The sequence below is a fragment of the Leifsonia stereocauli genome (assembly GCF_038432415.1).
Taxonomy (GTDB): Bacteria; Actinomycetota; Actinomycetes; order Actinomycetales; family Microbacteriaceae; genus Orlajensenia; species Orlajensenia stereocauli.
This window is the reverse complement of the sequence record NZ_JBCAUN010000001.1, coordinates 578311-601584: the sequence shown is the minus strand read 5'-3', so window position 1 is coordinate 601584 and position 23274 is coordinate 578311. Positions and strand designations below refer to the sequence as shown.

The following is a 23274-nucleotide window of genomic DNA, read 5'->3' as shown; positions in this document are numbered from 1 at the left end:
GATCTGGCGCGAGACTCAGCCGGTGACTGCGCCGACAGCGGCGGAGTGCACGAGCTTGGAGTATTTCGCGAGGACGCCACGGGTGTAGCGCGGGGGAAGCGGAGCCCAGCCTTCACGGCGAGCAACCAGCTCAGCCTCGTCGACAAGTAGGTCGAGCGAGCGAGCTGCGATATCGACCCTAATGAGATCACCATCGCGCACGAAGGCGATGGGACCTGCGTCCACCGCTTCGGGTGCTATGTGGCCGATGCACAGTCCGGTTGTGCCGCCTGAGAATCGACCGTCCGTCAAGAGTAGTACATCTTTTCCGAGGCCAGCGCCCTTGATGGCGGCGGTGATGGCGAGCATCTCGCGCATGCCGGGGCCGCCCTTCGGACCCTCGTAGCGGATGACGATCACGTCGCCGGCCTGGATCTCGCCGTTGGTGAGGGCATCCATCGCCCCACGCTCGCGTTCGAACACGCGTGCAGGGCCCTCGAAGACCGAGGCGTCGAACCCGGCGGTCTTGACCACGGCGCCCTCGGGGGCGAAGGTGCCCTTGAGGATCGTGATGCCGCCGGTGGCGTGGATGGGGTTGTCGAGAGTCCGGATGACCTCGCCGTCGAGCGGCATGGGGTTCAGCGCCTCGAGGTTCTCGGCCACGGTCTTGCCCGTCACGGTGAGGGCGTCGCCGTGGATGAGCCCGGCGTCGAGCAGGGCCTTCATGAGAACCGGGATGCCGCCGTGGCGGTCGACGTCGTTCATGACGTACTTGCCGAAAGGCTTCATGTCGGCCAGGTGCGGGACCTTGTCGCCGATGCGGTTGAAGTCGTCGAGGGTGAGCTCGACCTCGGCCTCGTGCGCGATGGCCAGGAGGTGCAGCACGACGTTGGTCGAGCCGCCGAGAGCCATGGCGACGGTGATGGCGTTCTCGAAGGCCTTCTTGGTCATGATGTCGCGGGCCGTGAGGCCGAGGCGCAGCATGTTGACGACGGCCTCTCCCGAGCGGTGCGCGAAGTAGTCGCGGCGACGGTCGGCCGAGGGCGGCGACGCCGAGCCGGGCAGGCTCATGCCGAGGGCTTCTGCGACGGATGCCATGGTGTTCGCGGTGTACATGCCACCGCAGGCGCCTTCGCCGGGCGCGATGGCGCACTCGATGCGCTTCAGGTCCTCTTCGCTCATGGTGCCGGCCTTGCAGGCGCCGACGGCCTCGAAGGAGTCGATGATCGTGACCTCCTTCTCGGTGCCGTCGCTGAGCTTGACCCAGCCCGGAGCGATGGAGCCCGCGTAGAGGAAGACCGAAGCGAGGTCGAGGCGTGCAGCGGCCATCAGCATGCCGGGCAGCGACTTGTCGCATCCGGCCAGCAGCACCGAACCGTCGAGTCGCTCGGCGTTCATCACGACCTCGACGCTGTCGGCGATGACCTCGCGCGACACCAGCGAGAAGTGCATGCCCTCGTGGCCCATCGAGATGCCGTCGGAGACGGAGATGGTGCCGAACTGCAGCGGGTATCCCCCGCCGGAGTGCACGCCCTCCTTGGCGCCCTGCGCGAGCCTGTCGAGGCTCAGGTTGCATGGAGTGATCTCGTTCCATGAGCTCGCGATGCCGATCTGGGGCTTGTCCCAGTCCTCATCGCCCATGCCGACGGCGCGCAGCATGCCGCGGCTCGTGGTGGCTTCGATGCCATCGGTGACTACTCGCGAACGTGGTTTCAGATCGATCTCCGCCATGGTCCAAAGTCTAAGACCAGTGAACATGCCCATTTCGCATACGACGGATGCCGCGGCTCCGCCCCGCGCTCAGGACTCGGTGACGATCGGAGTCGATCCGGTGTACGCCCGCTCGCGCTTCTGCGCCTGGAGGAACCCGGCACGGAAGTCGGCCAGCAGCGCGAGGACCTCGGCGACCTCCTCGGGACCACGCACACGGTGACCGGCCGCCGTGCGCCCCCGGCCGATCTTCATGCCGAGGTCGTCTGCTCCGAGGGCGACGAAGGCGTCCTCATCCGTCACGTCGTCGCCGGCGTAGAAGACGCTCGTGGCACCGGTGTGCTCGCGCAGCTTCGCGATGGCGTCGCCCTTGTTGCCGGGGCGCAGCGCGAACTCGATCACGTTCTTCCCCTCGCGCACCGTCAGTCCGGGCTCGGCGGCCCGCACACGGCTGCGGGCGCTGCGCTGCAGGCTCTGCCCTGCCGCAGGCGAGAGCAGGCGTGTGTGGAGCGCCAGACCCGCCGGCTTGCGCTCCACCCATGCGCCTTCGGCCGAGCCGGCGATGCGCTCGAGGATGGCGGTGACGTGGTCGAGCCTGTCGATCTCGCTGGCGAGCAGGTCGAGGGTGACGTCGGGCTGGTCGAGCTTGAGCTCGACGCCGTGCGAGCCCGTGAGCAGCACGTCCTCCGGCGGATCGGCCACGTGCTGCAGGCTGACGAGGGCACGCCCGGAGACGAACGCGACGCGAGTGTCGGCGAGGCGGATGAGGCGCAGAACGGCCTCCCGTGCGCTGTCGAGGGCGCGGGCGTCCTCCGGCTGGTCGACGTGCGGGGCGAGCGTGCCGTCGAAGTCGAGGGCGATGAGGAGCTCATCGGCGGATGCGAGTTCCCGCAGGGCGTTGACGAGGGTCTCCGGAATGCCCCGCGGAACCGCTGCGCGCCCGGTGAGGGTGTCGAGGAACGACTTCGACCAGTCGTTCACCGTGTTGCCGTTGACGGTCTTGCGGAGCGCCCGCATCCGTCGGGCCTGCTCCCTCTTCGGCATCTCGACAGCGGTCACGATGGCATCCTTCAGGCCGGCGATGTCGTGAGGGTTCACGATGATCGCCTGCCGCAGCTCGTCGGAGGCTCCGGCGAACTCGCTGAGCACCATCACTCCGGTGTTGTCGGCGCGGCACGCCACGTACTCCTTCGCCACGAGGTTCATGCCGTCGCGGAGGGCGGTGACGAGCATGACATCGGCGGCCAGGTAGAGCGCCACCATCTCCTCACGGGGGTAGCCGTGGTGCAGGTAGGCGATCGCGCTGTGACTGATGGTGGAGAACTCGCCGTTGAGGCGCCCGACCTGCAGCTCGATCTCGTCGCGGAGGGCCATGTAGGTGGCGACCCGTTCGCGGCTCGGGCTGGCCACCTGCACCAGGGTGACGTCCTCGACCTGGAGCCGGTTCTCGGCGAGCAGCTCACCGAAGGCCTTGAGCCTGTGGCCGATGCCCTTGGTGTAGTCGAGCCTGTCGACGCCGAGCATGACGACCTTCGGGTCGCCCAGGTCGTGGCGGATCTGGCGGGCCCGTTCCTGCACCTCGGGCCGGGCTGCTATCTCCTCGTAGCCGGCGACGTCGATCGAGATGGGGAAGGTACGTGCGACGACGTGGCGCACGTCGCCGTCATCGCCGATGACCTCGACGACGTTGCCGCGGGTCGTGAAGCCGTACAGGCGGCGCACCGCGCGTGTGAAGTTGCCGGCATCCGCCACCCGCTGGAACCCGATGACATCGGCGCCGAGGAGACCCTTGAGGATCTGCTTGCGCCACGGCAGCTGGGAGAAGATGCCGTAGGGCGGGAACGGGATGTGGTCGAAGAACCCGATGACGAGGTCGGGGCGGAGCTCGCGCAGCATCTCGGGAACGAGCTGCAGCTGGTAGTCCTGCACCCAGACGACGGCCTCTGTGGCCGCGTAGCGCGCGGCGGCCTCGGCGAAGCGCCGATTGACCAGCACGTAGGCCTCCCACCACTCGCGGTGGTACTGGGGAGGCGCGATGACGTCGTGGTAGAGCGGCCACAGGGTGTCGTTGGAGAAGCCCTCGTAGTACTGCTCGATCTCCGACTCGCTGAGCGGAACGGGGATGATCTCGATGCCGTCGTTCTCGAAGGGCTCGAACTCGGTGTCTGCGACACCGGCCCATCCGATCCAGGCACCCTCGGCTGCGCGCATCACGGGCTCGAGAGCCGTGACGAGGCCGCCGGGCGACGACTTCCAGCCGGAGGATCCGTCGGAGTTCACGACGTGGTCGACCGGCAGGCGGTTGGACAGCACGACCATGCTGTAGGACTGGTCGCGGTTCGGGGTCTGAGTGGGCTGCGAGATGGCGACGATCCTTTTCCGACACCGGCCTGTCGGCCAGCGCCTCCTTGCGTTCCCTCAGGCTACCAGCGGGCGGCTTTCCTGGTCGTTGAGGTCCGGACGAAGTCCGCGACCGAAACGCAGATCACCCTCTGGCGAGTGCGAAACCCCAGGAGCGAGCGCCGCGCTTCCGGGCCACGGCCACGAGAGATCCGAGCAGCGCGAGCAGGCCGAGGGCTGCGAGGCCTCCGGCTGCAGCGGCGACGGATGCCCCGCCCACGCCGGCGATGATCTGCTGCATCCCCTGCACGGCCCAGGTGAGCGGGAGGTACGGGGTGATGACCTGATAGGGCACCGCCAGGATCTCGACGGGGTAGATGCCGCCCGCCGATGTGAGCTGCACGATCACGAGCAGCAGCGAGATGACGATGCCGACGCGTCCGAACGCCACGGTGAGGAACTGGTGGATGGCCGCGAAGGCGAGCGCCATGAGCATGGCGAACGACAGGGTCGCCGGCAGCGTCTCCCACGTGACGCCGAGCACCGTGTGGAGCAGGGCGACCACGAGCACGGCCTGAGCGAGGGCGAGCCCGGCTGCTCGGGCGAGCGAACGCATCACGAGACGCCTGGTCGAGGCCGTGCTCTGCAGAGCCGTCGCCGTGATCGGGCGGAGCAGCAGGAAGATCGCGAGCGCGCCGATCCAGAGCCCCACGGGAACGAACACCATGCCGATCACCTCGCCGATCGTCTCGATCGGGTTGTCACGGTCGGTGCTCACGGTCACGGGCCGGGAGACGACGCTCGCCGTCTTGTCAGCGTCGATGTCGCCGATCGCGGAGGCCTGGGTGGCTCCATCGGTGAGCCCTGTGGCCAGGGTGCCCGCACCGTCGGCGAGCTGGTGCGCACCTGAGGCGCTGGTGGCGGTTCCGGTCGACAGGGTCGACAGGCCGTCGGAGAGCGAGGAGACCCCGCTGGCGAGGTTGTCGGCGCCGTCGCGCAGGGCGGCTGATCCGCCCGAGAGCTGGTCGGCGCCCGCCGAGGTCTGGGCGATGCCCGAGGCCAGGGCACCGAGCCCTGCCGTGCCGTCGGTCAGGGGCTGGCCTTGATCAGCGATGGCGTCGAGGGTGCCGTTGATCGTCGCCAGCTGCGTGGCGAGGTCCTCCGTCGTGATGGCACCGCCGAGGACCTGCTTGGTCAGGGCGTCGAGCTGGGCGCTTGTGCCCGAGACCGCCTGCGTGTAGCTCGAGACTCCCCCACCGAGTTCGCCGAGTGAGGCGGTCTGACTGGTCAGTGTGCGCAGACCGGCCGCGAGTCCGTCGACGCCGTTCGTGTAGTCGGCGACTCCGCTCGAGTACTGGTCCGCTCCGGATGCGGCATCCGCTGCCCCGGATGCCGCAGACGATGCTCCGGACGCGAGCTGGTCGAGGCCGCCCGCCAGACTGGCCACGCCGTCCGACACCTTCGTGGCACCATCGGCGGCCGACGACAGGGAGCCGCCCATACCGGCCAGGTTGGCGTAGAAGCCCTTGAGGTACTGCTCGGTGATGGCTCGGCCGAAGGCATCGGTCATCGCGCCGCCCACCGACTGGGCTGCCGATCCGGCCAGGTAGGAGTGGGCGTCGTCAGTGCGGATGTTGAGGTCGGCCTGCTGCGGGTCGGCGCCCGAGATGGAGTTGATCGAGGCCGAGAAGTCCTTCGGGATGGTGAGCACGGCGTAGGCCGTTCCAGCCTCGAGTGCCTCCGTCGCCTCATCGGTGTTGGAGAGCTGCCAGTCGAATCCCGCTTCGTCGGGGTCGGTCAGCTGGGTCACCAGCAGGCGCCCGGCGAGGATCTGCGTCTCGGTTCCATCTGCTGCCGTCGCCGTGACCATCTCGTCGTTGTTCACGATGAGGGCGGGGACTGTGTCGAGCCTGTCGTTCGCGCTGGCGAGGCCGCCGGTGACCAGTCCGGCCACAGCGAGGGGCACCACGAGCACGCCCACGATGATGGCTCCGAAGCGCCACCGGCGCTGGGTGCGAGTGCGTCCGAAGAGGCTGTCGAGTCGCGCGCTCATCGCAGCACGGCCTTTCTGTTCGAGAGTGAGGATGATGTCCTGTCGGCCAGCGCCACGGCGTGGACGCGGCGGCTGCCGAGATCGACCGGTGCTTCGACCCCGGCGGCCGTCAGCACGATCGTCGTCGCCACGGGGGCGAGGGCTCCGATCATGAGTATGAGTTCATCGGCAGCCCCGTCGGAGGCGAAGTCGTCGCCGAGCTCCACCACGAGGGCACTGGGGCGCTCGGCCAGCCCGGCCGCCACGAGCACGGCCGAGCGTTCGAGGCGGTCGAGCGAGGAGATCTGCGTCTCGGCCTGTACCCTCTCGTACTGCGGGTCGTCGGCGAGAGCCGTGCGGATCTGGCCGATCCAGCGGCGGACCTGGGAGTCGATGGTGCTGGCGCGATACCAGGGCTGACCGAGGTCGATGCGCTCCGAGAGCACCTCGCCCACTGTGCGGTCACCGAAGGCGGCCTCGCCGGCTGCGATGTCGACGAGCGCCACTCGACGCAACGCCCTGCCGCTCTCGGAAGGCAGTGGGGCTCCGAGCACCTGCAGGCGTCCGGAGACCGGAGCGAGGCGACCGGCCAGCGTGGCGGAGACCACCCGACGGTCGGCAGCGTCGCCTGTGACCAGCAGCACGTCGCCGGCAGGGACCCTCAGATCGAGCGGGCCGATGGGGGCGTCCTCGATCCCGAACGTGGCGTCCTCCGAGGAGATCGCCGCATCCTCGGTGCGTGCCCACGCGGCATCCGTGAGGTGATGACGCAAGTGCTCGCCCTCGATGTCGACATCGGGGAGGATGCGGTCGAGCCACTTCGGCAGCCACCAGGCCGCACGTCCGGCGAGCGCCATGGCCGCAGGAACGAGAGTCATGCGCACGAGGAAGGCGTCGAACGCGACGCCCACGGCGAGCGCCAGGGCGATGCCCTTGATGGGTCCGCTGCCCTCCGGCACGAAGGCGAAGAACACGAAGAACATGATGAGCGCCGCCGAGGTCACCACGCGGGCCGAATGCTGGAATCCGTGCACGATCGAGCCGCGGGGGTCCTTGGTCTTCACGTACTCCTCGCGCATGCCCGACACGAGGAAGACCTCGTAGTCCATGGCGAGGCCGAAGAGCACGGCCATCAGCAGGATCGGGAGGAAGCTCAGGATGGGTCCAGTGGTCTCCACGTGCAGCAGGTCGGCGAGCCAGCCCCACTGGAAGATCGCGACGGAGACGCCGATGGCGGCGAACACCGAGAGCAGGAAGCCGAGCGCGGCCTTGATCGGCACGAAGACCGAGCGGAACACCATCATGAGCAGCAGCACCGACAGCCCGACGACCACGAGAGCGAACGGCACCAGGGCATCCGTCAACCGATTCGAGATGTCGATGGACACGGCCGTGGCGCCGGTGACGGTGATGGGGGTTCCGTACTCGTCGGCGATGCGGGGTGCGAGATCGCGGATCTCCTGAACCAGCACCTTCGTTGCGGGGTCGTCCGGAGCCGTCTCGGGGATCACGCGGATGATGGCGGTGTCGACCGAGGCGTTCGGGATGCCCTGGCCCACTTCCGCCACGCCGTCGAGCTCGCCGAGCTCCGTGCCGATGGCATCGAGGTCGTCGAGGATGTCCGTGGTCTGCGTGATGTCGACGGAGACGATGAGGGGGCCGTTGTACCCGGGGCCGAAGCCGTCCGAGAGCATCTCGTAGGCGTCGCGCGTGGTGGAGCCCTCGGGCTCGCTCGCCCCTGACGGCAGGTTCAGGTCGAGGCTGAGTGCCGGGATGGCGAGTCCGCCCAGGATGCCGACCACGAGAACGACCGCCACGACAGGGGCCTTCAGCACGAGGTTCACCCAGCGCCGCCCCATGGTGGGCTTCGCGTCATCGGCGGCGACGGCTCGACGGGCGGCGCGGCTGGTGGGCTTCGGGATCAGGCGCCCCTTGAAGATGCCCATCACCGCCGGCAGCAGCGTGACCGCGGCGATCATTGCGACGAAGACGGCGAAGGCCGCTGCGATGCCCATGGTGCTGAGGAAGGGGATTCCGACGACGAGGAGGCCGAGCAGCGCGATGATGACGGTCACGCCGGCGAAGATCACGGCCGAGCCTGCCGTGGCCACCGAGGTGGCGGCCGACTCTTCTGGGGTCTCGCCTCGGGCGAGCTGATTTCGATGTCTCGACAGGATGAACAGCGCGTAGTCGATGCCGACTGCGAGACCCAGCATCACCGCGAGCATGGGTGCTGTGCTCGACACCGGCGTGAACGCCGAGACGACGGTGACACCGGCGACGGCCACGCCGACCCCGATGAGCGCCGTGAACAGGGGCATGCCCGCCGCGAGGAGGGACCCGAAGGCGATGAACAGCACGACCCCGGCGAACAGCACTCCGAGACCCTCGGTGATTGTGAGCCCGAACGTCTGGTCCTGGAACACCTGGCCGCCGAAGGCGACGTCGAGTCCGGCGTCCTCACCGGTCTTCGCCGTGTCCTGGACGGCGGTGAGAGTCTCAGGGGCGACATCCGTCGACGGGGAATCGAGTTGCACCTGCGTGTACGCGGTGCGCTCGTCGGCCGAGACGGCGTTGCCCGCGTACTCGTCGAAGGGGTCGAGCACGGACTCGACGCCGTCGATGTCCTCGAGTTCCGTCGCCATCGACTCGATGGCCGCCTTGTGCGCCTCGTCGGTGACGGTCTCCCCCTCCGGTGCCTGCATGACCACCTGGACGGATGCGCCCGCAGTCTGCGGGAAGACCGCGGCGAGCTTGTCGATGGCCTCCTGCGACTCGGTGCCCGGAATGGCGTAGGACTCCTGGGTCTGGCCGCCGAGGGCGAGACCGCCGCCGAGGATGCCGACGAGCAGCACCACCCAGACGGCGACCACGAGCCAGGCTCGGCGGAAGGCGAAGTGTCCGACGCGGTAGAGGAAAGTGGCCACGGGAGTGTCCTATCGGGTCGAAGCAGGCACGGCGTGCGCCGGAACCGGGGAGAGGAGTTCGGAGATGATGTGCACGAGCGCTGGGCGCAGTTCGACGTCGCTCGCCGCGTCATCGGTGGTCATCCCGCTGCCGAAGGTCAGGTCGGCGGTGAGCGTGTAGGCGGCGCCGCCGAGGGCGATGCCGAAGCGCAGGCGGTCCTCGACACTGGACTCGGGCGGGCAGACCGCCTCTGCCATGCGCAGGATCGTGGCGTTGGCCCGGGCGACGACGGGAACGTCCTCGAGGGACTGACCCTGGCTGATGAAGGTGTGCACCTCGAGGCGATACCGCAGCAGCAGGTCGACGAAGGCCTCGAGGAAGGCCTGGCGGGCGGCATCCGTCGACGCATCGGAGATCCAGGCGTCGAGGATTCGTCCGAACTCGTCGATCGCCGGCGTGAGCACGGCGTCGAGCAGGGCTTCCTTGGAGGAGAAGTGGTAGAGCACGCTCGACTTCGAATAGCCCGCGACGTCGGCGATCTGCTGCAACGACGTTCCCGAGAAACCCCGGGTGGCGAATTGTTCGAGGGCGACGGCCTGGAGCTCGTCGCTGGGCTTGGCGCGCGCGGGGACCGAAGGTTCTGCAGGCATGATCCGACGGTAATTGACCGATCGGTCAGCAACTGCACGATCGGTCAGATTCGCGGCGATCTCCCAGAGATCGGCAACCCTCCCGTCACCGGAGCGCGAGAGCGGCCGTCGCGGCGACCACGGCGAGAGGTGCCACGACCAACCCCAGGATGGCGTACCGCGACCACGTGAACTCGACGCCCATCGCCTTCAGGCGGTCGTGCCAGAGCAGAGTGGCCAGCGACGCCCAGGGCGTGATGAGCGGGCCGACATTCACGCCGACGAGCAGTGCGATCATGCGGGCCGGCGAGTCGACCGACGGCTCGAGCGCCAGGTAGGCGGGCAGATTGTTCGCGACGTTCGCGCCTCCAGCCCCGAGGCCCGCGAGCTGGAGCAGGCTGAGCGGGTCGTCTCCGGTGCCCGCCACTGCGGCGAGGGCGTCGCCCAACCCGAGAGCATGCGCGGTCTCGAGCACGAGGAAGAGGCCGGCGACGAGCAGCAGCAGCGGCCAGGGAACGAGCCCGATCCGCAGCTCCGCCGGCCGCGAGACGGCGAAAGCGACGAGGAGGGTCACGGCGGCCGCGCAGGCCGGAATCCACACGGGAAGACCGGAGAGCAGGCCGGGGATGAGGATGAGGACCGCCACGGCGCTCGCGATCAGCAGGGTCGGATCGGCGATGCGCTCTGGTCGTTCGATGACGTACCGCGTGAAGAGGCTGCGACGGTGGAGCAGCGCGATGACGGCAACGGGCACCACGATCGCCGCGATGGCCGGCGCCCACGTGAGGGAGGCGAATTCGACGGGGCTCACCGGATGCCCCACGATCCGCTCGAGCTTCGAGACGGCGAGCAGGTTGGTGAGGTTCGAGACCGGCAGCAGCATCGACGCCGTGTTCGCGAGCCAGACCGTCGTCAGGGCGAAGGGCAGCGGGCTGATCCCGGCGTGGCGCGCCATGACGATGACGACGGGCGTGAGCAGCACCGCCGTGGTGTCGAGCGACAGGAAGATCGTGCAGACGACGGCCAGGGCGACGACCATGAGCCAGAGCAGCCACGAGCGGCCGTGCGCCCAGGTGGAGGCGTGCTGGGCGAGCCAGTCGAAGAGTCCGGCCGCGGCCGCCAACTCCGTGACGATCGTCATGGCGAGGACGAACAGCAGCACGGGCCAGACCCGATCCCAGAGGGCGACGGCCTCGTCGACGGGCAGGATGCCCGTCACCAGCGCGACCACTCCGACCCCGAGGAGACCCGCTCCGATGAGCGCCGTCTTCATTCCGCGAGCCTCCACTCGGCCGCCCCACTAGACGATATGCCTCGCAAAGAATACCCCTGCAGCACATTCGCACCGAGCGATAACGTTGAGACGACGAAAGGGACGCATCATGCGCAAGTACCTGTTCAACGGAGCCGTGATCGGCAGCGTCATCGGTGGCTGGGCTGTCGTCCAGCGCACCCGCAACGGACCCCGCGACTGGAAGCTCCTGCTCACCTGGATCAGCTGGGGACTCACCCTCGCCATCGCCGTCGGAACGGTTAAGGAGGAGTCCGACGAGAAGGCCCTCGGCAAGTGATCCGAGGCTGACGCGAGGCTTCTCGACCTCGAGACGGTCGTCCGCACGCCCTTTTCGAAGCTGATACCCCTCGATCCGCGGAAATCCGCCGATTTCGGCGTGTTCGTGCGGCGTGTCCCCCGCTCGCGCGGCTTGCGCTGAACGAGACTGTGGGTAGCATCCGCGGCACGAAAGGGCACCAGCATGGCGAAGGGCACCGGAATGTTCCGGCGACGGAGGCACGATGCTCCGGTCGTGGCTAGTTCGACCCCGGAGCTCACGCCTGAACAGGTCTTCGATCTTCTCAACAGCCGCCTCGCCGATGTCATCGGAGCGCACGGCAGCTGGACCCTCGTTCGACGCACCGACGCCGACACCGACGAGATCTTCCACGCCATGCTCACGCATCAGATCGCATCGGAGCTCACTCAGGCTCTGCTCGCCGAACGGTCCGCTCTGCGCGGTGAGCCCGTTCCCGAGCCCGCCGCGCTGTCGTGGATCCCGGCGCCCATCACCGAGTGGGCCGAGCGCGACGCCGTCGTCATCGCCGAGGCGCCGATGGCGGAGCTGCTCGACACCACGGACACCGACTCGAACGAGATCGTTCCCGCCAGGCACGTCTCCGCGGAGCCCGCACGTCTCGTCGCCTGATCTCACCCCGAGACGGCCGTACAAAATCCGAGCCGTGATCTTGTAAGCGGATGCCGACGCCGGGCTGCTCGGCTTTCCTAGTCTGGTGTCACCTGGCCGCGCACGGCGGCCCCGACGCCCACCGGAGTTCGCCCATGGCATCCGCCCGCATCTCAGCTCGCGACCTGGCCCAGATCGCCGTCTTCGCAGCACTCATCGCCGCACTCACCCTCCCCGGCGCCATCCCCACGGGAGCACTCGGCCTGCCGATCACCCTCCAGACCCTCGGCGTGCTGCTGGCCGGTGCCATCATCGGCCCCAAGAAGGGCACCCTCGCGGTCGTCGTGTACGTGGCGCTCGGTGCCATCGGGCTTCCGATCTACGCAGGCGGGACCGGAGGCCTCGGCATCCTCTTCGGACCCACCGGCGGATTCCTGTTCGGCTTCATCCTGTGCGCGTTCGTGGTCGGCTGGCTCACCGCACGCCTCCTCCCCCGGTACCCGTTCTGGCCGGCTCTCGCCCTCACCGCCGTGGGCGGCATCCTCTCGGTCTACCTGATCGGCGTCCCGTGGCTCGCCGTGACGACGGGCACCCCGATCGTCGCCGCCGCGATCAGCATGGTGGCCTTCCTGCCCGGTGACCTGATCAAGGTGCTGGTGACGGTCTCGGTGGCGAAGGCCGTGCACCGTGCCTGGCCCGGGCTCATCACTCCGCGGCCGTGGGGTCGCAAGCGCGACGGCTCGTCGACGGATGCGACCACCGAAGCCGTCGACGCCTGACGCATGGGAGACATCCGCTTCGAGAGCGTCAGCCATCGTTTCGGCGACGATGCCGTGCTGCGTGACGTCGACCTGACCCTCACCGAGCAGCGCATCGGCGTTGTCGGCGCCAACGGATCGGGCAAGTCGACCCTCGTTCGACTCGTGAACGGCCTCGTCTCCCCGCAGACGGGCCGAGTGCTCGTCGACGGCCAGGACGTCGCGAAGCACGCTCGCGAGGTGCGCCGCCGCGTCGGGTTCATCTTCACGAACCCCGACACCCAGATCGTCATGCCCACCGTGCGCGAAGATGTCGCGTTCTCCCTGCGCCGCCTGAAGCTCCCGGCGACGGATGCCACCGCCCGTGTCGACGCCGCCCTCGAGCGCTTCGGCCTCGACGCACTGGCGGACCGTGCGGCCCACAAGCTCTCCGGCGGCCAGAAGCAGCTGCTCGCCCTGGCGGCAGTGCTCGTCGCCGAGCCGTCAATCGTGATCGCCGACGAGCCCACCACGCTGCTCGACGGACGCAACGCCCGCATCGTGACCGAGTACCTCGGCTCGCTCCATCAGCAGCTGATCGTGGTGACGCATCAGCTGGAGCTGCTCGAGGACTTCGATCGCGTGATCGTCATGGAGGACGGCCGGGTGGTCGCCGACGACTCTCCGGGCCCGGCACTCGAGCTCTACCGGGCGGCGATCCGGTGAACGGCTTCTATCACCCGGGTCGATCTCTGCTGCACCGGATGCCGGCTGTCGCCAAGCTGCTGACGCTGATCGTGACGGTCACCGTCGTGGCGTTCCTGCGCTCCCCCGAAGCGCTCGGCATAGCCCTCGCCGTGACGGCGCTGCTCTTCGTCGTCGCCGGCATCCCGCCACGGCTCGCCCTGCGCGCCGTGGGCCCGGTCTTCTGGGTACTGCTGATCGCCGTGCCGCTGAGCGGCTGGCTGGTCGGCTGGGAGTCCGCCGTCATGATGGCCCTGCGAGTGGTCACCGTCGTGGCACTCGCGGGGCTGTTCACCCTGACGACGACGGTGTCGGCGGTGCTCGGCGCCGTCGAGACACTGCTGCGTCCGTTGCCCCGAGTCGATGCCGATCGAGTGGGCCTGCTGCTCGCGCTGACGATCCGCGCTATCCCGCTCCTCAGCGAGATCGTGGGCTCGGTCTTCGAGGCGCGGCGCGCACGCGGCGTCGACCGGTCCCTCCGCGCCATCGCCGTGCCCGTCATCGTGCGGTCGTTGCAGTCGGCCGACGAACTCGGCGATGCGCTCATCGCCCGCGGCGTCGACGACTGACTATGCCTATTGGCTGAAATGCCATGCGGAAAACCTGGGCGACACAGGGTCGGCCACGTTTTCCGCACGACAATTCAGCGCGTGCGGGCTGAATTGCCGTCCGGAACCCGTGGGCGACGACGGGTCGGCCACGTCCGCCGCACGACAATTCATTGCTCATGGGCTGAATTGCCGTCCGGCACCCGTGGGCGACGACGGGTCGGCCACGTCCTCCGCACGACAATTCAGTGCTAATGGGCTGAATTGCCGTCCGGCACCCGTGGGCGACGACGGGTCGGCCACGTCCTCCGCACGACATTTCAGCCGGCAAGCTCCGCTCGCTGAGGCCCCGACGGAGTCGGCGGCCGAAGCGTCGCCCATGCCGAGCACGGGCCCGTCCGCTGAGAACAGGGCCGGCCCCGCGACGCGCAGCCTCAGCGCGCGCGGCGCAGCGTCGTCGCGGCGACGACGGCAGCACCCAGCACGAGCGCGAAGCCGATCCAAGCCGTGAGCCCCACTCCGCTGCCGAATGCCTCAGTGGCCGAGGCCAGCAGAGTGGCGGCATCCGTCGCCGGAAGCTCGCCCGCGATGGCCACGGCCCCACCGAGGGTCTCTCCAGCCGCATGGCGCTGGGCGGCGTCGAGGGCTTCCGGCAGCACCACTGTCGCCCTGTACGACGCGGTGAGGATCGTGCCGAGGATGGCCGTGCCGAGCACGGCGCCCACCTCGTAGGCCGTCTCCGACACGGCGGAGGCGGCGCCGGCCTTGGCCGCGGGAGCGTTGGCGAGGATCAGCTCGTTCGACACCGTCTCGGCGGCGCCGATCCCGATGCCGAGCGCCACGAAAGCCACGGCGATTCCGGCGGCGTCGATGCGGCCGCCCGAGAGCGCGACGGCCAGGTAGCCGCCGGCGGAGATCACTAGCGCCACCGGGACGAGGCGCGATGGCCGCACACGCCGGGCGATGGGCACGACGGCGAGGCCGGAGATGATCATGGCGATGAGCCCGGGCACCAGCACGAGACCGGCCGCGAACGGCGAGAGCCCGAGCACGAGCTGCAGGTGCTGCGAGACGAAGTAGAGACCACCGACGAGCGCCAGCACGCTGAGGAGGTTCACGCCGATGGCACCGCTGAACGATCCGCGCCGGAACAACTCCATGTCGATCATCGGGTTTCGGATGCGGTTCTGCCGGCGTACGAACACGAATCCGGCGGCGAGGCCCACGAGCATCGAGCCGATGCCGAGCAGGTCGAAGCCGTGTTCGGCGAGGTTCTTGATGCCGAACACGACGGGCACCATGGTGAGCAGCGACAGCAGGATGCTCGGGAGGTCGATGCGGCCGGGGTTCGGGTCCTTCGACTCCGGCACCAGGAGCGGCAGCAGGATGACGAGCGGCAGAAGCAGCGGGACGGCGAGCAGGAAGACGCTCCCCCAGGCGAAGTGCTCGAGCAGGATGCCGCCGACAACGGGGCCGAGAGCGCTTCCTGCCGCGAATCCCGTCGCCCAGATCGCGATGGCGAGACGGCGCTCGTCACGGGCGGTGAACACCGAGCGCAACAGCGACAGGGTCGAGGGCATGAGCATCGCACCGAAGAAGCCGAGCAGCGCGCGGGCGGCGATGAGCCACTCCCCGCTCGGGGCGAAGGCGGCGGCGACCGACACGACGCCGAATCCGACGGAGCCGACGAGCAGCAGCCGACGACGACCGATGCGGTCGCCGAGGCTCCCCATCGACACCAGCAGGCCGGCCAGCACGAGCGGATAGATGTCGATGATCCAGAGCAGCTGCACCCCGCTCGGCTGCAGCGCCTCGGAGATGGCCGGCAGGGCGAAGTTGAGCACGGTGTTGTCTATCGAGACGAGCAGCACCGGCAGCATGAGGGCGGCGAGGGCGAACCAGCGGCGGCGGGCACCGCTCGACGCGCCCGTTCCCGCATGGGTCACGGCTCCCTCGTACTCGGAGGGGACGACGACGGATGCCGTCGAGGGCGTGCTGTTGTGCGTGGTCATGGCTGTACTCGGTGTTCTCGGATCGTGGGTGTGGACTTTAGTGTACCGTCTACCCGGTACAGTAATCTAGTCATCCCGGCTGGTCTCCCCGACCGGACGGCGACCATCGTTAAGATTGCGCCATGCCCCCGACGACCCGAGACCGCATCCTGGATGCCTTCCAGGACCTGCTGATCGACGGCGGAGAACGCGCAGCCACCCTCGATGCCGTATCGGCGTCGGCCGGAGTCTCCAAGGGCGGCCTGCTCTACCACTTCGCCTCGAAGGACGCCCTCGCTGCCGGCCTCCTCGACCGCCTGCGTCACTTGGCCGCGCTCGACGCCGAGCAGATCCGCACGGCATCGTCGGGAGCCGTCGATCACCTCATTCGCAACTCCGTCGACACGGGTTCCCCACTCGACCGGTCGATGATCGGCGCCTACCGTCTCGCCCAAGGCCGGCACGAGGGCGCGAAGGCTGCCATCGCCGCTGTGAACTCGGGATGGCTGGAGGCCATCGAGGACGCCGTGGGCGACCCGGCCGTTGCGCAGCTCATCATGCTCGTCAGTGACGGGCTGTACTACAACTCGGCCATCGCGGACGTCGGGCTCGATGCATCCGTCACCGTCCCGACGGACCTCGACGCCCTGCTCGCAGTCATCAGCCGACTCGCACCGGGGCCCGGAACGCCAGCGGCCTGAGCTCGGCCGGGCTCAGTCGCCGAGCTCTGCGTCCGCTCCGGCGACAGCTGCCAACTGCTCTGCGATCAGGATTGCCAGATCGATCTGAGTCGCCATCGTCTCCCCCGTTCCGCGGATCCCCCGACCCGTGTGGATCGAGTATGCCCCCGAGCGGGGGGTGAGGGAAGTGGGGAACGGTGAACATTCGGTATCTCTTCAGCCACGGGCCGCGGATCAGCCGCGGACGGGTTCAGCTGCGAGCGGCGCCTCGCGACGAGCGCCGCGGCTCCCGCAGCAGCAGTGCCGCCATGACTCCGATGACGAGTACAGCCGGCAGGAGCCAGAGAACGGCGCGATAGTCCTCGAGCTGAGGCGCGGCCGGAAGCACGGCGCTGGGCACCGAGATGAGCAGACCTCCGAGGAGGAAGCAGACACCGTTGACGATCGCCGACGCACTGCCGATGAGCGCACTGCCCACGGCCTCCGCCGCGATCGTGAAGCCGAGCATCTGCGCCCCGGAGAAGAGTCCGACCGCGAACATCACGGCCACTGTGATGCCGTTCCCCTCCAGGGGCAGGTAGATGACGAGCACGATGGCAACAGCCTCGGCGATGAGGGCTGTGACGGCTGGCCACTTGCGGCTCCCCCAGCGGTCGGAGATGACGGTGATGAGCGGAGCGCCCACCGCCAGGCCGAGCCATGCCGTGGCCGTCAGCGCCGTCGCGAACGCCGTGTCGGCACCTCGCGCCTCCATGATGCGCGGACCCCAGAGTGTTCCGATCGAGAGCATCGTGCCGAAGGCGGCGCCCGCGAGAACGGCGGCCAGGGAGACCATCGGGTTCCGGAAGCAGCGGCCGAGTTCGCCCAGGATGCCGCTGGCGACGCCACCGCGGGACGTGGGCTCTGCCGCATCCGTCGCCCCGGTCCGAGGATCCCGCACGACGAACGCGAACAGCGCGGCGAGCAGCACGCCGAAGATGGCGAACCCGAGCAGCAACTGCTGCCACGACACGGCGTCGAGCGCGGCCAGGACGAGCGGCTGGCCGACGGCCGCGCCGAGGGACGCGAAGGCCTGCACCAGGCCGAACATGAGCCCGTAGCGGGCTGCCGGGAACCACCGGCCACCGATGTAACCGGCGCCGACGAACCCGAAGGAGGCACCGAGCGCGAGCACCGTCTGCGCGATCGCGAGGGTGGCGAATGTCGTCGTTCCCGCGTAGAGGAACGCGCCGACCGCGACCAGGGCCACGGCGATGGTGAGCAGCGGACGGCTGCCGAAACGGTCGAGCAGGGGGCCGGAGAAGAACTGCACGAGGGCGAACACCCACGTGTAGATCGAGGCGGCCAGGCCGATATGACCGAGGGTCAGACCGGCGCTCGCCTGGATCTCGGGCGACACGACCGCGTACCCGGTCTGGATGGCGAACACCCACACGACGAAGGTCGTGGCCAGCACCCAGACCAGCCACGCCTCGGGGCCGCCGAGACGCGCGGCTGCGACGCCCCGGACCGGAAAGGTCACACCGTCGCCTCCCCTGAGGCCGCGCCGTCGTGACCGGATGACGCCGTGGCTTCGTCCTCGACGAGGGTGAACCGCGTCACGAGCGCACCCCCATGTTCCACGACCTCAGCCCACATCGCTGCCGGCCGCACCCACAGGCGCCCGTCGGCCGACCTGTAGACGACGACAGGCCGCTCGGTCTCGGAATCGGTGGCCTCGCCGACGACCGTGTACAGGCCACCCTTGAAGTGCCGATAGCTCCCCGGTTCGATCATGAGTCCATCCTCCACGACTGGGCCCGGCGGGGACAGGCGCGCATCAGCGCGGCGAGGCGGCACTGCCGCAGGGATGGCCTCTCGTCAGGAGCGGACGTCAGTGGCGGACTCTTGACAGTGGCTTCTTCTGGGGCCTAGCGTCCGAATCGGCCGTACGGTGCGAGGAGAGGAGATCGGATGTCCATGCCTTCCAACGCACCGCCAGGAGCTCGAGCGCTTGCCATACTCGCGATTCCCGCTCTCGCGATCGGCGTGGTCTCCGCCCTCATCCTGTGGCTTCTCAATGCGATCTCGGGAGTACTCCAGGAACAGATCTGGACCACGTGGCCCGACGCACTGGGGCTCGAGCCCTACAGCCCGTGGTGGACCTTCGGCGTGCTCACCCTGACGGGCGCGGCAGTGGGTCTCGTCGTGTGGCTCATGCCCGGCCATGCCGGACCGGACTCCGCGACCACCGAACTGTCTGCGTCACCCCTTCCACTCCGCGTCCTGCCCGGACTCGCTCTCGCTGTCACGATCTCGCTGGCCGGCGGCGTGAGCCTCGGGCCGGAGAATCCCATCATCGCCATCAACACGGCCGTGGCCGTCACCGCCATGGCACGATTCGCGACAGCGGTGCCGACCCCACTCGTGGCACTCCTCGCGTCCGCGGCGACGATCGGGGCACTGTTCGGCACGCCGGTCGCGGCAGCCCTCGTCTTCACCGGGATCGTCGCAGCGCTGAAGGCCGGCGGATCGCTCTGGGACCGGCTCTTCCTCCCGGTCGCCGCGGCCGGCGCAGGAGCCCTCACGATGCACGTGCTGGGCACGCCACCTCTGGCCTTCAAGGTCGCACCCTTCGGCACGCCGGAAGCCATCGACCTGGCGACCGGCACACTGGTCGCTGTCGTCTCGGCCGGTCTCGGCATCATCGCCGTCTACGCCTTCCCGCTCATCCACCGGGCCTTCCACGCCCTCCGGAATCCCGTCGTCTTCACCACGCTGGGCGGCGCCGTCCTCGGTGTGCTGGCGGTCATCGGCGGACCCCTGACGATGTTCAAGGGGCTGGATCAGGCAGGCCAGCTCATCGACAATCCCGATGACTACTCCGCGGGGACCCTCGCGTTGCTCACTGTCGTCAAACTCGTCGCCCTGTTGATCGCAGCGGCCGCAGGGTTCCGCGGCGGCCGGGTCTTCCCAGCGGTGTTCATCGGGGTGGCGACCGGCTTGTTCTTCCACTCCGTGATCCCGAGCATGCCGATCGGGCTCGCCATCGCCTGCGGCGTTCTCGGCATCGTTCTCGTCGTCACCCGCGACGGCTGGATCGCCCTGTTCGTCGGAGTCGCGCTGACTGGAGACACCACCCTCCTGCCCATCCTGTGCGTCATCGTCCTGCCCACGTGGCTCCTGGTGACGGGCGTGCCTGAGCTGCGGATCATCTCCCGGCCTCCACCCGATCCCGTCTCACAGCCGCAGCCGGATGCCGCCGACGGGAGGTGAACCACGATGCGCCCGAGAGGCGTTCCGGCCGTCGGGTGCTGACGGCGACATCGCCAGCGCAAGCAAGAAGCCCCGAACCTGGCGAGAGGTTCGAGGCTTTTCGTGCACCCCCTCGGACTTGAACCGAGAACCCACTGATCTGGAGTCAAAGGTTCCCGTTCACTAGAGACATGTGCGGATTCGCCAGAAATGCCCGGAAATACAGGGAAGTTCACAATTTCGCTGCGAGGGCACCGCATCCAAGCGCACCTGAAAACACCGAGTAGAACCGGCATAAAACCTATGTAAAACCCCAGGTCGGTTTTCGTGCCTAGCCGCAACTGCCGGGTGCGACACGGGCTGTCCAGCACTCCCTCCGGCGGGCAAGCCGCCCTCTGCCGCATGACCGCGGCATCTCAGCCACACACCCTTGGCGCCGCGTCTCCCACCCGCTCACGGCCGCTGCGAGTGGCCCTCCCGTGGCCGCATCACAACCTCCGCTGAGCGCGTCTGGAAGTCCCAACCCCTCGAACAGACAGCGCGCCCATCAGCCAGATGAGCCTGCCCAGGCGTGTAGAGGTGAGCCCAGCATTCAGCGGTACGAGCGTCGACCCGGTCCCCAGCCGCCCAGATGGGTCCAAACCTCTGAGCTCTCCGACAAGATCGATGGGTAGACCGGGCACAGGTCTTGCCGCGTCAAAAACTGCACGCGGTACCATTCACCCAGAACTCCGATGCCCTGATTGACTCTGACCCCGTCGGTGGGCGTTAACCCGGAGCGCCCTGCACTCGTCCCTGTGCCTTCTTCCACTCGCGGAAGCTGTTCCTCTCTTCCCGACGGCGCTCCTGCATTCGCCGCGTACGCACTTCGCTCTCTTCGTCATACTCCGGGCGCTCTACACGATCCTCATGGTTGGCCGTTTCGTGGAGGACGACCAACGTATTACCTTCGGTCTCGACGAGCTCGATACCTCTGACTGCCTCACTCGTCGGTTCTATCGCCGAAGCTCTGACAAAGAGTGGTGCGCGTGACTTCACTGCGTCGAAACAATGGCCATCCATACCCGACTCCAGCTCCAACGCAGTCTTGTACAGTTCGACCAGGTCTCGCCGGTTTAGTAGAAGTGACGTCGGGCGCTCGCGGTGATTCTGCGCGCCAAGAAGATAGTCAACGGCCCGGCGAACCATTTTGGTTGGGAGTGCAGCGGAGTGAGTGATCTCATCGAAGGCATTCACCTTTTCCTCGTCGGAAAGGTGTGCCCATTGGAGCAGCCGGCGGGACAAAGCTTCTGCGGCTCGTCTGATCTCGCGGTCTGAATCCTCAACGTCCGCAATGGAGATGACGGGAAATACTGCTGTCGCCCCGTCGAGCAGCGGTGCCACGTTCGGAAACCGTCGGGCTAAGTTGATCGCGGATACCCACGGAACGATTGCCTTCTCGAGCGGATGGCGTCTCCGTCCGCTATTCATGCGATTGAACCTCACAGTGTCCCAGCCCTCTGAGACTTCTCGTCGAGCGTTTAGGGTCAGCAAATTGCATCGTGCCGCAAGCTTCGGCAGCAAGTGCAAGTCCGTGGGGTTGTCATAGAAATCCGTCTGGAGGAACGTGAGAAGAGCCTCGACAGCTGAAATCTCTCGCGCCTCGCGAGCAGCCTCACGATCAGCCGAAAGCTGGGCTTTGAAATGGGCGTCAGCTTGACTTGCCGCAGTTTCGAAATGCCCCTTCTGCAGTGACAGCGCCTTCGCATTTTCCTGTCGCGTCACTCGGTTAGTGAGGAAGAGAACAAGGACTGTCACGCCACCCCCTAGAACCGCGCCGAGGATCGCACCAATGGTGCCGGAGAGTAGGTTGTCCCAATTCAGTGCTTCAAACATTTGTCTCCGGGCCTTCGATGTCGTTCCTGTCCGACGCTACCGGGCGGCATGAATATCGCCAGCACCACGCGCGACACCAGTCAGGGGGTCGGTGCTGCTGGAGGGCCGGCAACGCCAGAGCCTAGAGCCCGCGCTCGCTCGCCCAACCGCGAGCCTCGTCTGCCATGGCTCTCCGCACGGCCTGCAGATGAACATCCTTTCGTGGGTTCTTCGCTATGTTGATCGGCGGTTCCCATGCGCGGATCACCGCGGTCTCGACGTTCACGAGCTCGGTGTCGGTCTCCGGCTTGGCCCAGACGCTGATGCGGAGTTTCTCGTTCATCCAGGTCGACAGGCGGGCGTCATCGGCGTCGGGGAGCCCGAAGTTGCTGAAGTGGCCTGGGTTCTCGGGGTTCCTTGGTTGTCCGCGCAAGTCCAGCTGTTCGCGGAGCAGCGCAGCGAATGACCGGCGGATGGTCGATGTACCAGTCCGCCCGGCGCCAAAATGGGTCCGAATATCCCGAGCTACCAGCGAGTCCTCTGCCTTGCCCACGTAGAGCGGCAGTCCACCACGCCATTCGAGACCCAGCTCGATCCAGACGGTCTCATCGGCGTGAATCGCGTAAAGGCCGGGCACGGGTGACACGTGAGAGGTCGCTTCAGCGATCGGCAAGCCATGATCCCTCAGACGGCGAAGGGCGTTCTCTACCAAGTAGTCAAAATCCGTCACGGCTGCAGATTAGCTAGACATGCAACCGAACCGCCCCACACCAAGCCAGGCCGTCCACACAGTCGCTCACAACGCCGGCCCGCTGATGGAGTCATTGCGACTCACGCCCATGCGGTGCGGACCGACCATCCGATGCCGACGGAGCCTCGCGCGCACGACTACCGTCTAACCCCGACCATGTCGAGATACACGCTTAGCTCGCCGCAGTCGAAGTCGAACTGGGAGAACTGGACCCTCAGCTGAGGGTGTTCGTGCTGTTCCATGGAGGCGTGGAGACGGTTGAGGCTGTCGTCTGTAGGTCGACCCTCGTGAGCGAAGATCCGATGCCGCGTGTTCTGATTTCAGGCGTCGGTGTGCCCGATACTATGACGGGAAACTTGACCCCCTCGCCAACACCATGAAAAGAGCTACATTGAGCCTCGGCAGCGAAGACGCAGTAAAGAAGGCTCTCGGCATCGCGTCGTTCGACGATGTCACGAATGACCAAGTCCTCGCGCTAGAGACGGCGTTGCCTGAAATGTCGGATGAGGTTCGTCTAAGTCTCATAGACAAGGTTCCCGCTCTGCAGAGGTTCGCGCTCGAAGCCATGAACGGCTTGGAAGAAACCCTGGAGAAGACACTCGACGCGAACGAGAAGAGCCGGAGCGATCTCCACGAATCATTGGCGGACGTCCGGAGCGTACTCAAGGGCGAGCTCGGCCGGGATGACATTAGCGAGGACCACAGGCGATTCTTGGTCGAGCATGTGGTTGAAACCGCAAGGGCGGAGTCCGAGCAGCACACCAAGACCTCGGAACTCGCTGCAGAACAGGCGCGGGAAACTCGGAAAGCCAAGCTCACCCTCGCCGCGATGGTGATCGTGACGGGTTTGCTCTGGACTGGTGCCAAGGTCATCGAAACCCGACAAGGTGGCGGCGGTCAGGCTTAGCTCGCGCGATGTTCGCCGACAGAAGCGCTGCCTTCCACGTGAGTTCCAGCA

19 protein-coding genes are annotated in these 23274 nt (G+C 67.6%); 8 read left to right on the top strand and 11 right to left on the bottom strand.

Annotated elements, in window-relative coordinates; translation table 11 throughout:
* Positions 1 to 15: 15 nt before the first annotated feature.
* The 6 genes from ilvD to AADV74_RS03015 all read right to left on the bottom strand — a co-directional run bounded on the left by ilvD (position 16) and on the right by AADV74_RS03015 (position 10870).
* Positions 16 to 1710 (bottom strand): dihydroxy-acid dehydratase, encoded by a 1695-nt coding sequence (gene ilvD / locus AADV74_RS03040; RefSeq protein WP_056167516.1) that lies wholly within the window; start codon positions 1708 to 1710, stop codon positions 16 to 18.
* Between the two features lie 69 nt (positions 1711 to 1779).
* On the bottom strand, positions 1780 to 4008 hold the full coding sequence (locus AADV74_RS03035; RefSeq protein ID WP_342111687.1) for a bifunctional alpha,alpha-trehalose-phosphate synthase (UDP-forming)/trehalose-phosphatase: 2229 nt from the start codon (positions 4006 to 4008) through the stop codon (positions 1780 to 1782).
* 166 nt (positions 4009 to 4174) lie between these two features.
* Complete coding sequence (locus tag AADV74_RS03030) at positions 4175 to 6082, bottom strand: YhgE/Pip family protein (protein ID WP_342111685.1); 1908 nt, start codon at positions 6080 to 6082, stop codon at positions 4175 to 4177.
* Positions 6079 to 8988 carry an MMPL family transporter gene (locus AADV74_RS03025; protein ID WP_342111683.1) on the bottom strand — a complete coding sequence of 970 codons (2910 nt, stop codon included), beginning with the start codon at positions 8986 to 8988 and terminating at the stop codon, positions 6079 to 6081. The genes AADV74_RS03030 and AADV74_RS03025 overlap by 4 nt, the downstream gene beginning before the upstream one ends.
* A gap of 9 nt (positions 8989 to 8997) precedes the next feature.
* Positions 8998 to 9618, bottom strand: coding sequence for a TetR/AcrR family transcriptional regulator (locus tag AADV74_RS03020; RefSeq protein WP_342111682.1), 621 nt, complete (start codon positions 9616 to 9618; stop codon positions 8998 to 9000).
* Positions 9619 to 9703: 85 nt separating this feature from the next.
* Positions 9704 to 10870, bottom strand: coding sequence for an SLC13 family permease (locus AADV74_RS03015; RefSeq protein ID WP_342111679.1), 1167 nt, complete (start codon positions 10868 to 10870; stop codon positions 9704 to 9706).
* A gap of 109 nt (positions 10871 to 10979) precedes the next feature.
* Here AADV74_RS03015 and AADV74_RS03010 point away from each other — a divergent pair, with 109 nt between their 5' ends.
* The 5 genes from AADV74_RS03010 to AADV74_RS02990 all read left to right on the top strand — a co-directional run bounded on the left by AADV74_RS03010 (position 10980) and on the right by AADV74_RS02990 (position 13827).
* Positions 10980 to 11168: a hypothetical protein gene (locus AADV74_RS03010; protein ID WP_342111677.1), complete on the top strand. Its 189-nt coding sequence runs from the start codon at positions 10980 to 10982 to the stop codon at positions 11166 to 11168.
* A 234-nt stretch (positions 11169 to 11402) separates the two neighbouring features.
* Positions 11403 to 11798, top strand: coding sequence for a hypothetical protein (locus tag AADV74_RS03005; protein ID WP_342111675.1), 396 nt, complete (start codon positions 11403 to 11405; stop codon positions 11796 to 11798).
* A gap of 134 nt (positions 11799 to 11932) precedes the next feature.
* Positions 11933 to 12556 (top strand): biotin transporter BioY, encoded by a 624-nt coding sequence (locus AADV74_RS03000; protein WP_342111673.1) that lies wholly within the window; start codon positions 11933 to 11935, stop codon positions 12554 to 12556.
* A 3-nt stretch (positions 12557 to 12559) separates the two neighbouring features.
* Complete coding sequence (locus AADV74_RS02995) at positions 12560 to 13240, top strand: energy-coupling factor ABC transporter ATP-binding protein (protein WP_342111671.1); 681 nt, start codon at positions 12560 to 12562, stop codon at positions 13238 to 13240.
* Positions 13237 to 13827, top strand: coding sequence for an energy-coupling factor transporter transmembrane component T family protein (locus tag AADV74_RS02990; protein WP_342111670.1), 591 nt, complete (start codon positions 13237 to 13239; stop codon positions 13825 to 13827). The genes AADV74_RS02995 and AADV74_RS02990 overlap by 4 nt, the downstream gene beginning before the upstream one ends.
* Before the next feature lie 413 nt (positions 13828 to 14240).
* On the opposite strand, the gene AADV74_RS02985 is transcribed toward AADV74_RS02990, so the two are convergent.
* Positions 14241 to 15818 carry an MFS transporter gene (locus tag AADV74_RS02985; protein WP_342111668.1) on the bottom strand — a complete coding sequence of 526 codons (1578 nt, stop codon included), beginning with the start codon at positions 15816 to 15818 and terminating at the stop codon, positions 14241 to 14243.
* 122 nt (positions 15819 to 15940) lie between these two features.
* Here AADV74_RS02985 and AADV74_RS02980 point away from each other — a divergent pair, with 122 nt between their 5' ends.
* Positions 15941 to 16498: a TetR/AcrR family transcriptional regulator gene (locus tag AADV74_RS02980; protein ID WP_342111666.1), complete on the top strand. Its 558-nt coding sequence runs from the start codon at positions 15941 to 15943 to the stop codon at positions 16496 to 16498.
* Positions 16499 to 16727: 229 nt separating this feature from the next.
* On the opposite strand, the gene AADV74_RS02975 is transcribed toward AADV74_RS02980, so the two are convergent.
* Together AADV74_RS02975 and AADV74_RS02970 are read right to left on the bottom strand one after the other, a co-directional pair.
* Entirely contained in the window at positions 16728 to 17999 is a 1272-nt protein-coding gene (locus AADV74_RS02975) for an MFS transporter (RefSeq protein ID WP_342111664.1), read from the bottom strand.
* Positions 17996 to 18253 (bottom strand): DUF1653 domain-containing protein, encoded by a 258-nt coding sequence (locus AADV74_RS02970; protein WP_342111662.1) that lies wholly within the window; start codon positions 18251 to 18253, stop codon positions 17996 to 17998. Before AADV74_RS02970 ends, AADV74_RS02975 begins: the two co-directional genes overlap by 4 nt.
* A 183-nt stretch (positions 18254 to 18436) precedes the next feature.
* On the opposite strand from AADV74_RS02970, the gene AADV74_RS02965 reads away from it, so the two are divergent.
* Positions 18437 to 19732, top strand: a complete 1296-nt coding sequence (locus AADV74_RS02965) for an ion channel protein (protein WP_342111661.1) — start codon at positions 18437 to 18439, stop codon at positions 19730 to 19732.
* A 747-nt stretch (positions 19733 to 20479) separates the two neighbouring features.
* On the opposite strand, the gene AADV74_RS02960 is transcribed toward AADV74_RS02965, so the two are convergent.
* Both AADV74_RS02960 and AADV74_RS02955 read right to left on the bottom strand, forming a co-directional pair.
* A complete protein-coding gene (locus AADV74_RS02960) occupies positions 20480 to 21586 on the bottom strand; it encodes a hypothetical protein (protein WP_342111660.1) in 1107 nt (368 codons plus the stop codon).
* 121 nt (positions 21587 to 21707) lie between these two features.
* Positions 21708 to 22295: a GIY-YIG nuclease family protein gene (locus AADV74_RS02955; protein WP_342111658.1), complete on the bottom strand. Its 588-nt coding sequence runs from the start codon at positions 22293 to 22295 to the stop codon at positions 21708 to 21710.
* Positions 22296 to 22707: 412 nt separating this feature from the next.
* Between AADV74_RS02955 and AADV74_RS02950 the strand changes: the two genes are divergently transcribed.
* Positions 22708 to 23223: a hypothetical protein gene (locus AADV74_RS02950; protein WP_342111656.1), complete on the top strand. Its 516-nt coding sequence runs from the start codon at positions 22708 to 22710 to the stop codon at positions 23221 to 23223.
* Positions 23224 to 23274: the final 51 nt, after the last annotated feature.

What these genes read in the sequence shown, in the direction of transcription:
- ilvD (WP_056167516.1), bottom strand. Translation starts at nt 1,710, where the DNA reads ATGGCGGAGATCGATCTGAAACCACGTTCGCGAGTAGTCACCGATGGC.
- AADV74_RS03035 (WP_342111687.1), bottom strand. Translation starts at nt 4,008, where the DNA reads ATGGTCGTGCTGTCCAACCGCCTGCCGGTCGACCACGTCGTGAACTCC.
- AADV74_RS03030 (WP_342111685.1), bottom strand. Translation starts at nt 6,082, where the DNA reads ATGAGCGCGCGACTCGACAGCCTCTTCGGACGCACTCGCACCCAGCGC.
- AADV74_RS03020 (WP_342111682.1), bottom strand. Translation starts at nt 9,618, where the DNA reads ATGCCTGCAGAACCTTCGGTCCCCGCGCGCGCCAAGCCCAGCGACGAG.
- AADV74_RS03015 (WP_342111679.1), bottom strand. Translation starts at nt 10,870, where the DNA reads ATGAAGACGGCGCTCATCGGAGCGGGTCTCCTCGGGGTCGGAGTGGTC.
- AADV74_RS03010 (WP_342111677.1), top strand. Translation starts at nt 10,980, where the DNA reads ATGCGCAAGTACCTGTTCAACGGAGCCGTGATCGGCAGCGTCATCGGT.
- AADV74_RS03000 (WP_342111673.1), top strand. Translation starts at nt 11,933, where the DNA reads ATGGCATCCGCCCGCATCTCAGCTCGCGACCTGGCCCAGATCGCCGTC.
- AADV74_RS02995 (WP_342111671.1), top strand. Translation starts at nt 12,560, where the DNA reads ATGGGAGACATCCGCTTCGAGAGCGTCAGCCATCGTTTCGGCGACGAT.
- AADV74_RS02985 (WP_342111668.1), bottom strand. Translation starts at nt 15,818, where the DNA reads ATGACCACGCACAACAGCACGCCCTCGACGGCATCCGTCGTCGTCCCC.
- AADV74_RS02980 (WP_342111666.1), top strand. Translation starts at nt 15,941, where the DNA reads ATGCCCCCGACGACCCGAGACCGCATCCTGGATGCCTTCCAGGACCTG.
- AADV74_RS02970 (WP_342111662.1), bottom strand. Translation starts at nt 18,253, where the DNA reads ATGATCGAACCGGGGAGCTATCGGCACTTCAAGGGTGGCCTGTACACG.
- AADV74_RS02965 (WP_342111661.1), top strand. Translation starts at nt 18,437, where the DNA reads ATGCCTTCCAACGCACCGCCAGGAGCTCGAGCGCTTGCCATACTCGCG.
- AADV74_RS02960 (WP_342111660.1), bottom strand. Translation starts at nt 21,586, where the DNA reads ATGTTTGAAGCACTGAATTGGGACAACCTACTCTCCGGCACCATTGGT.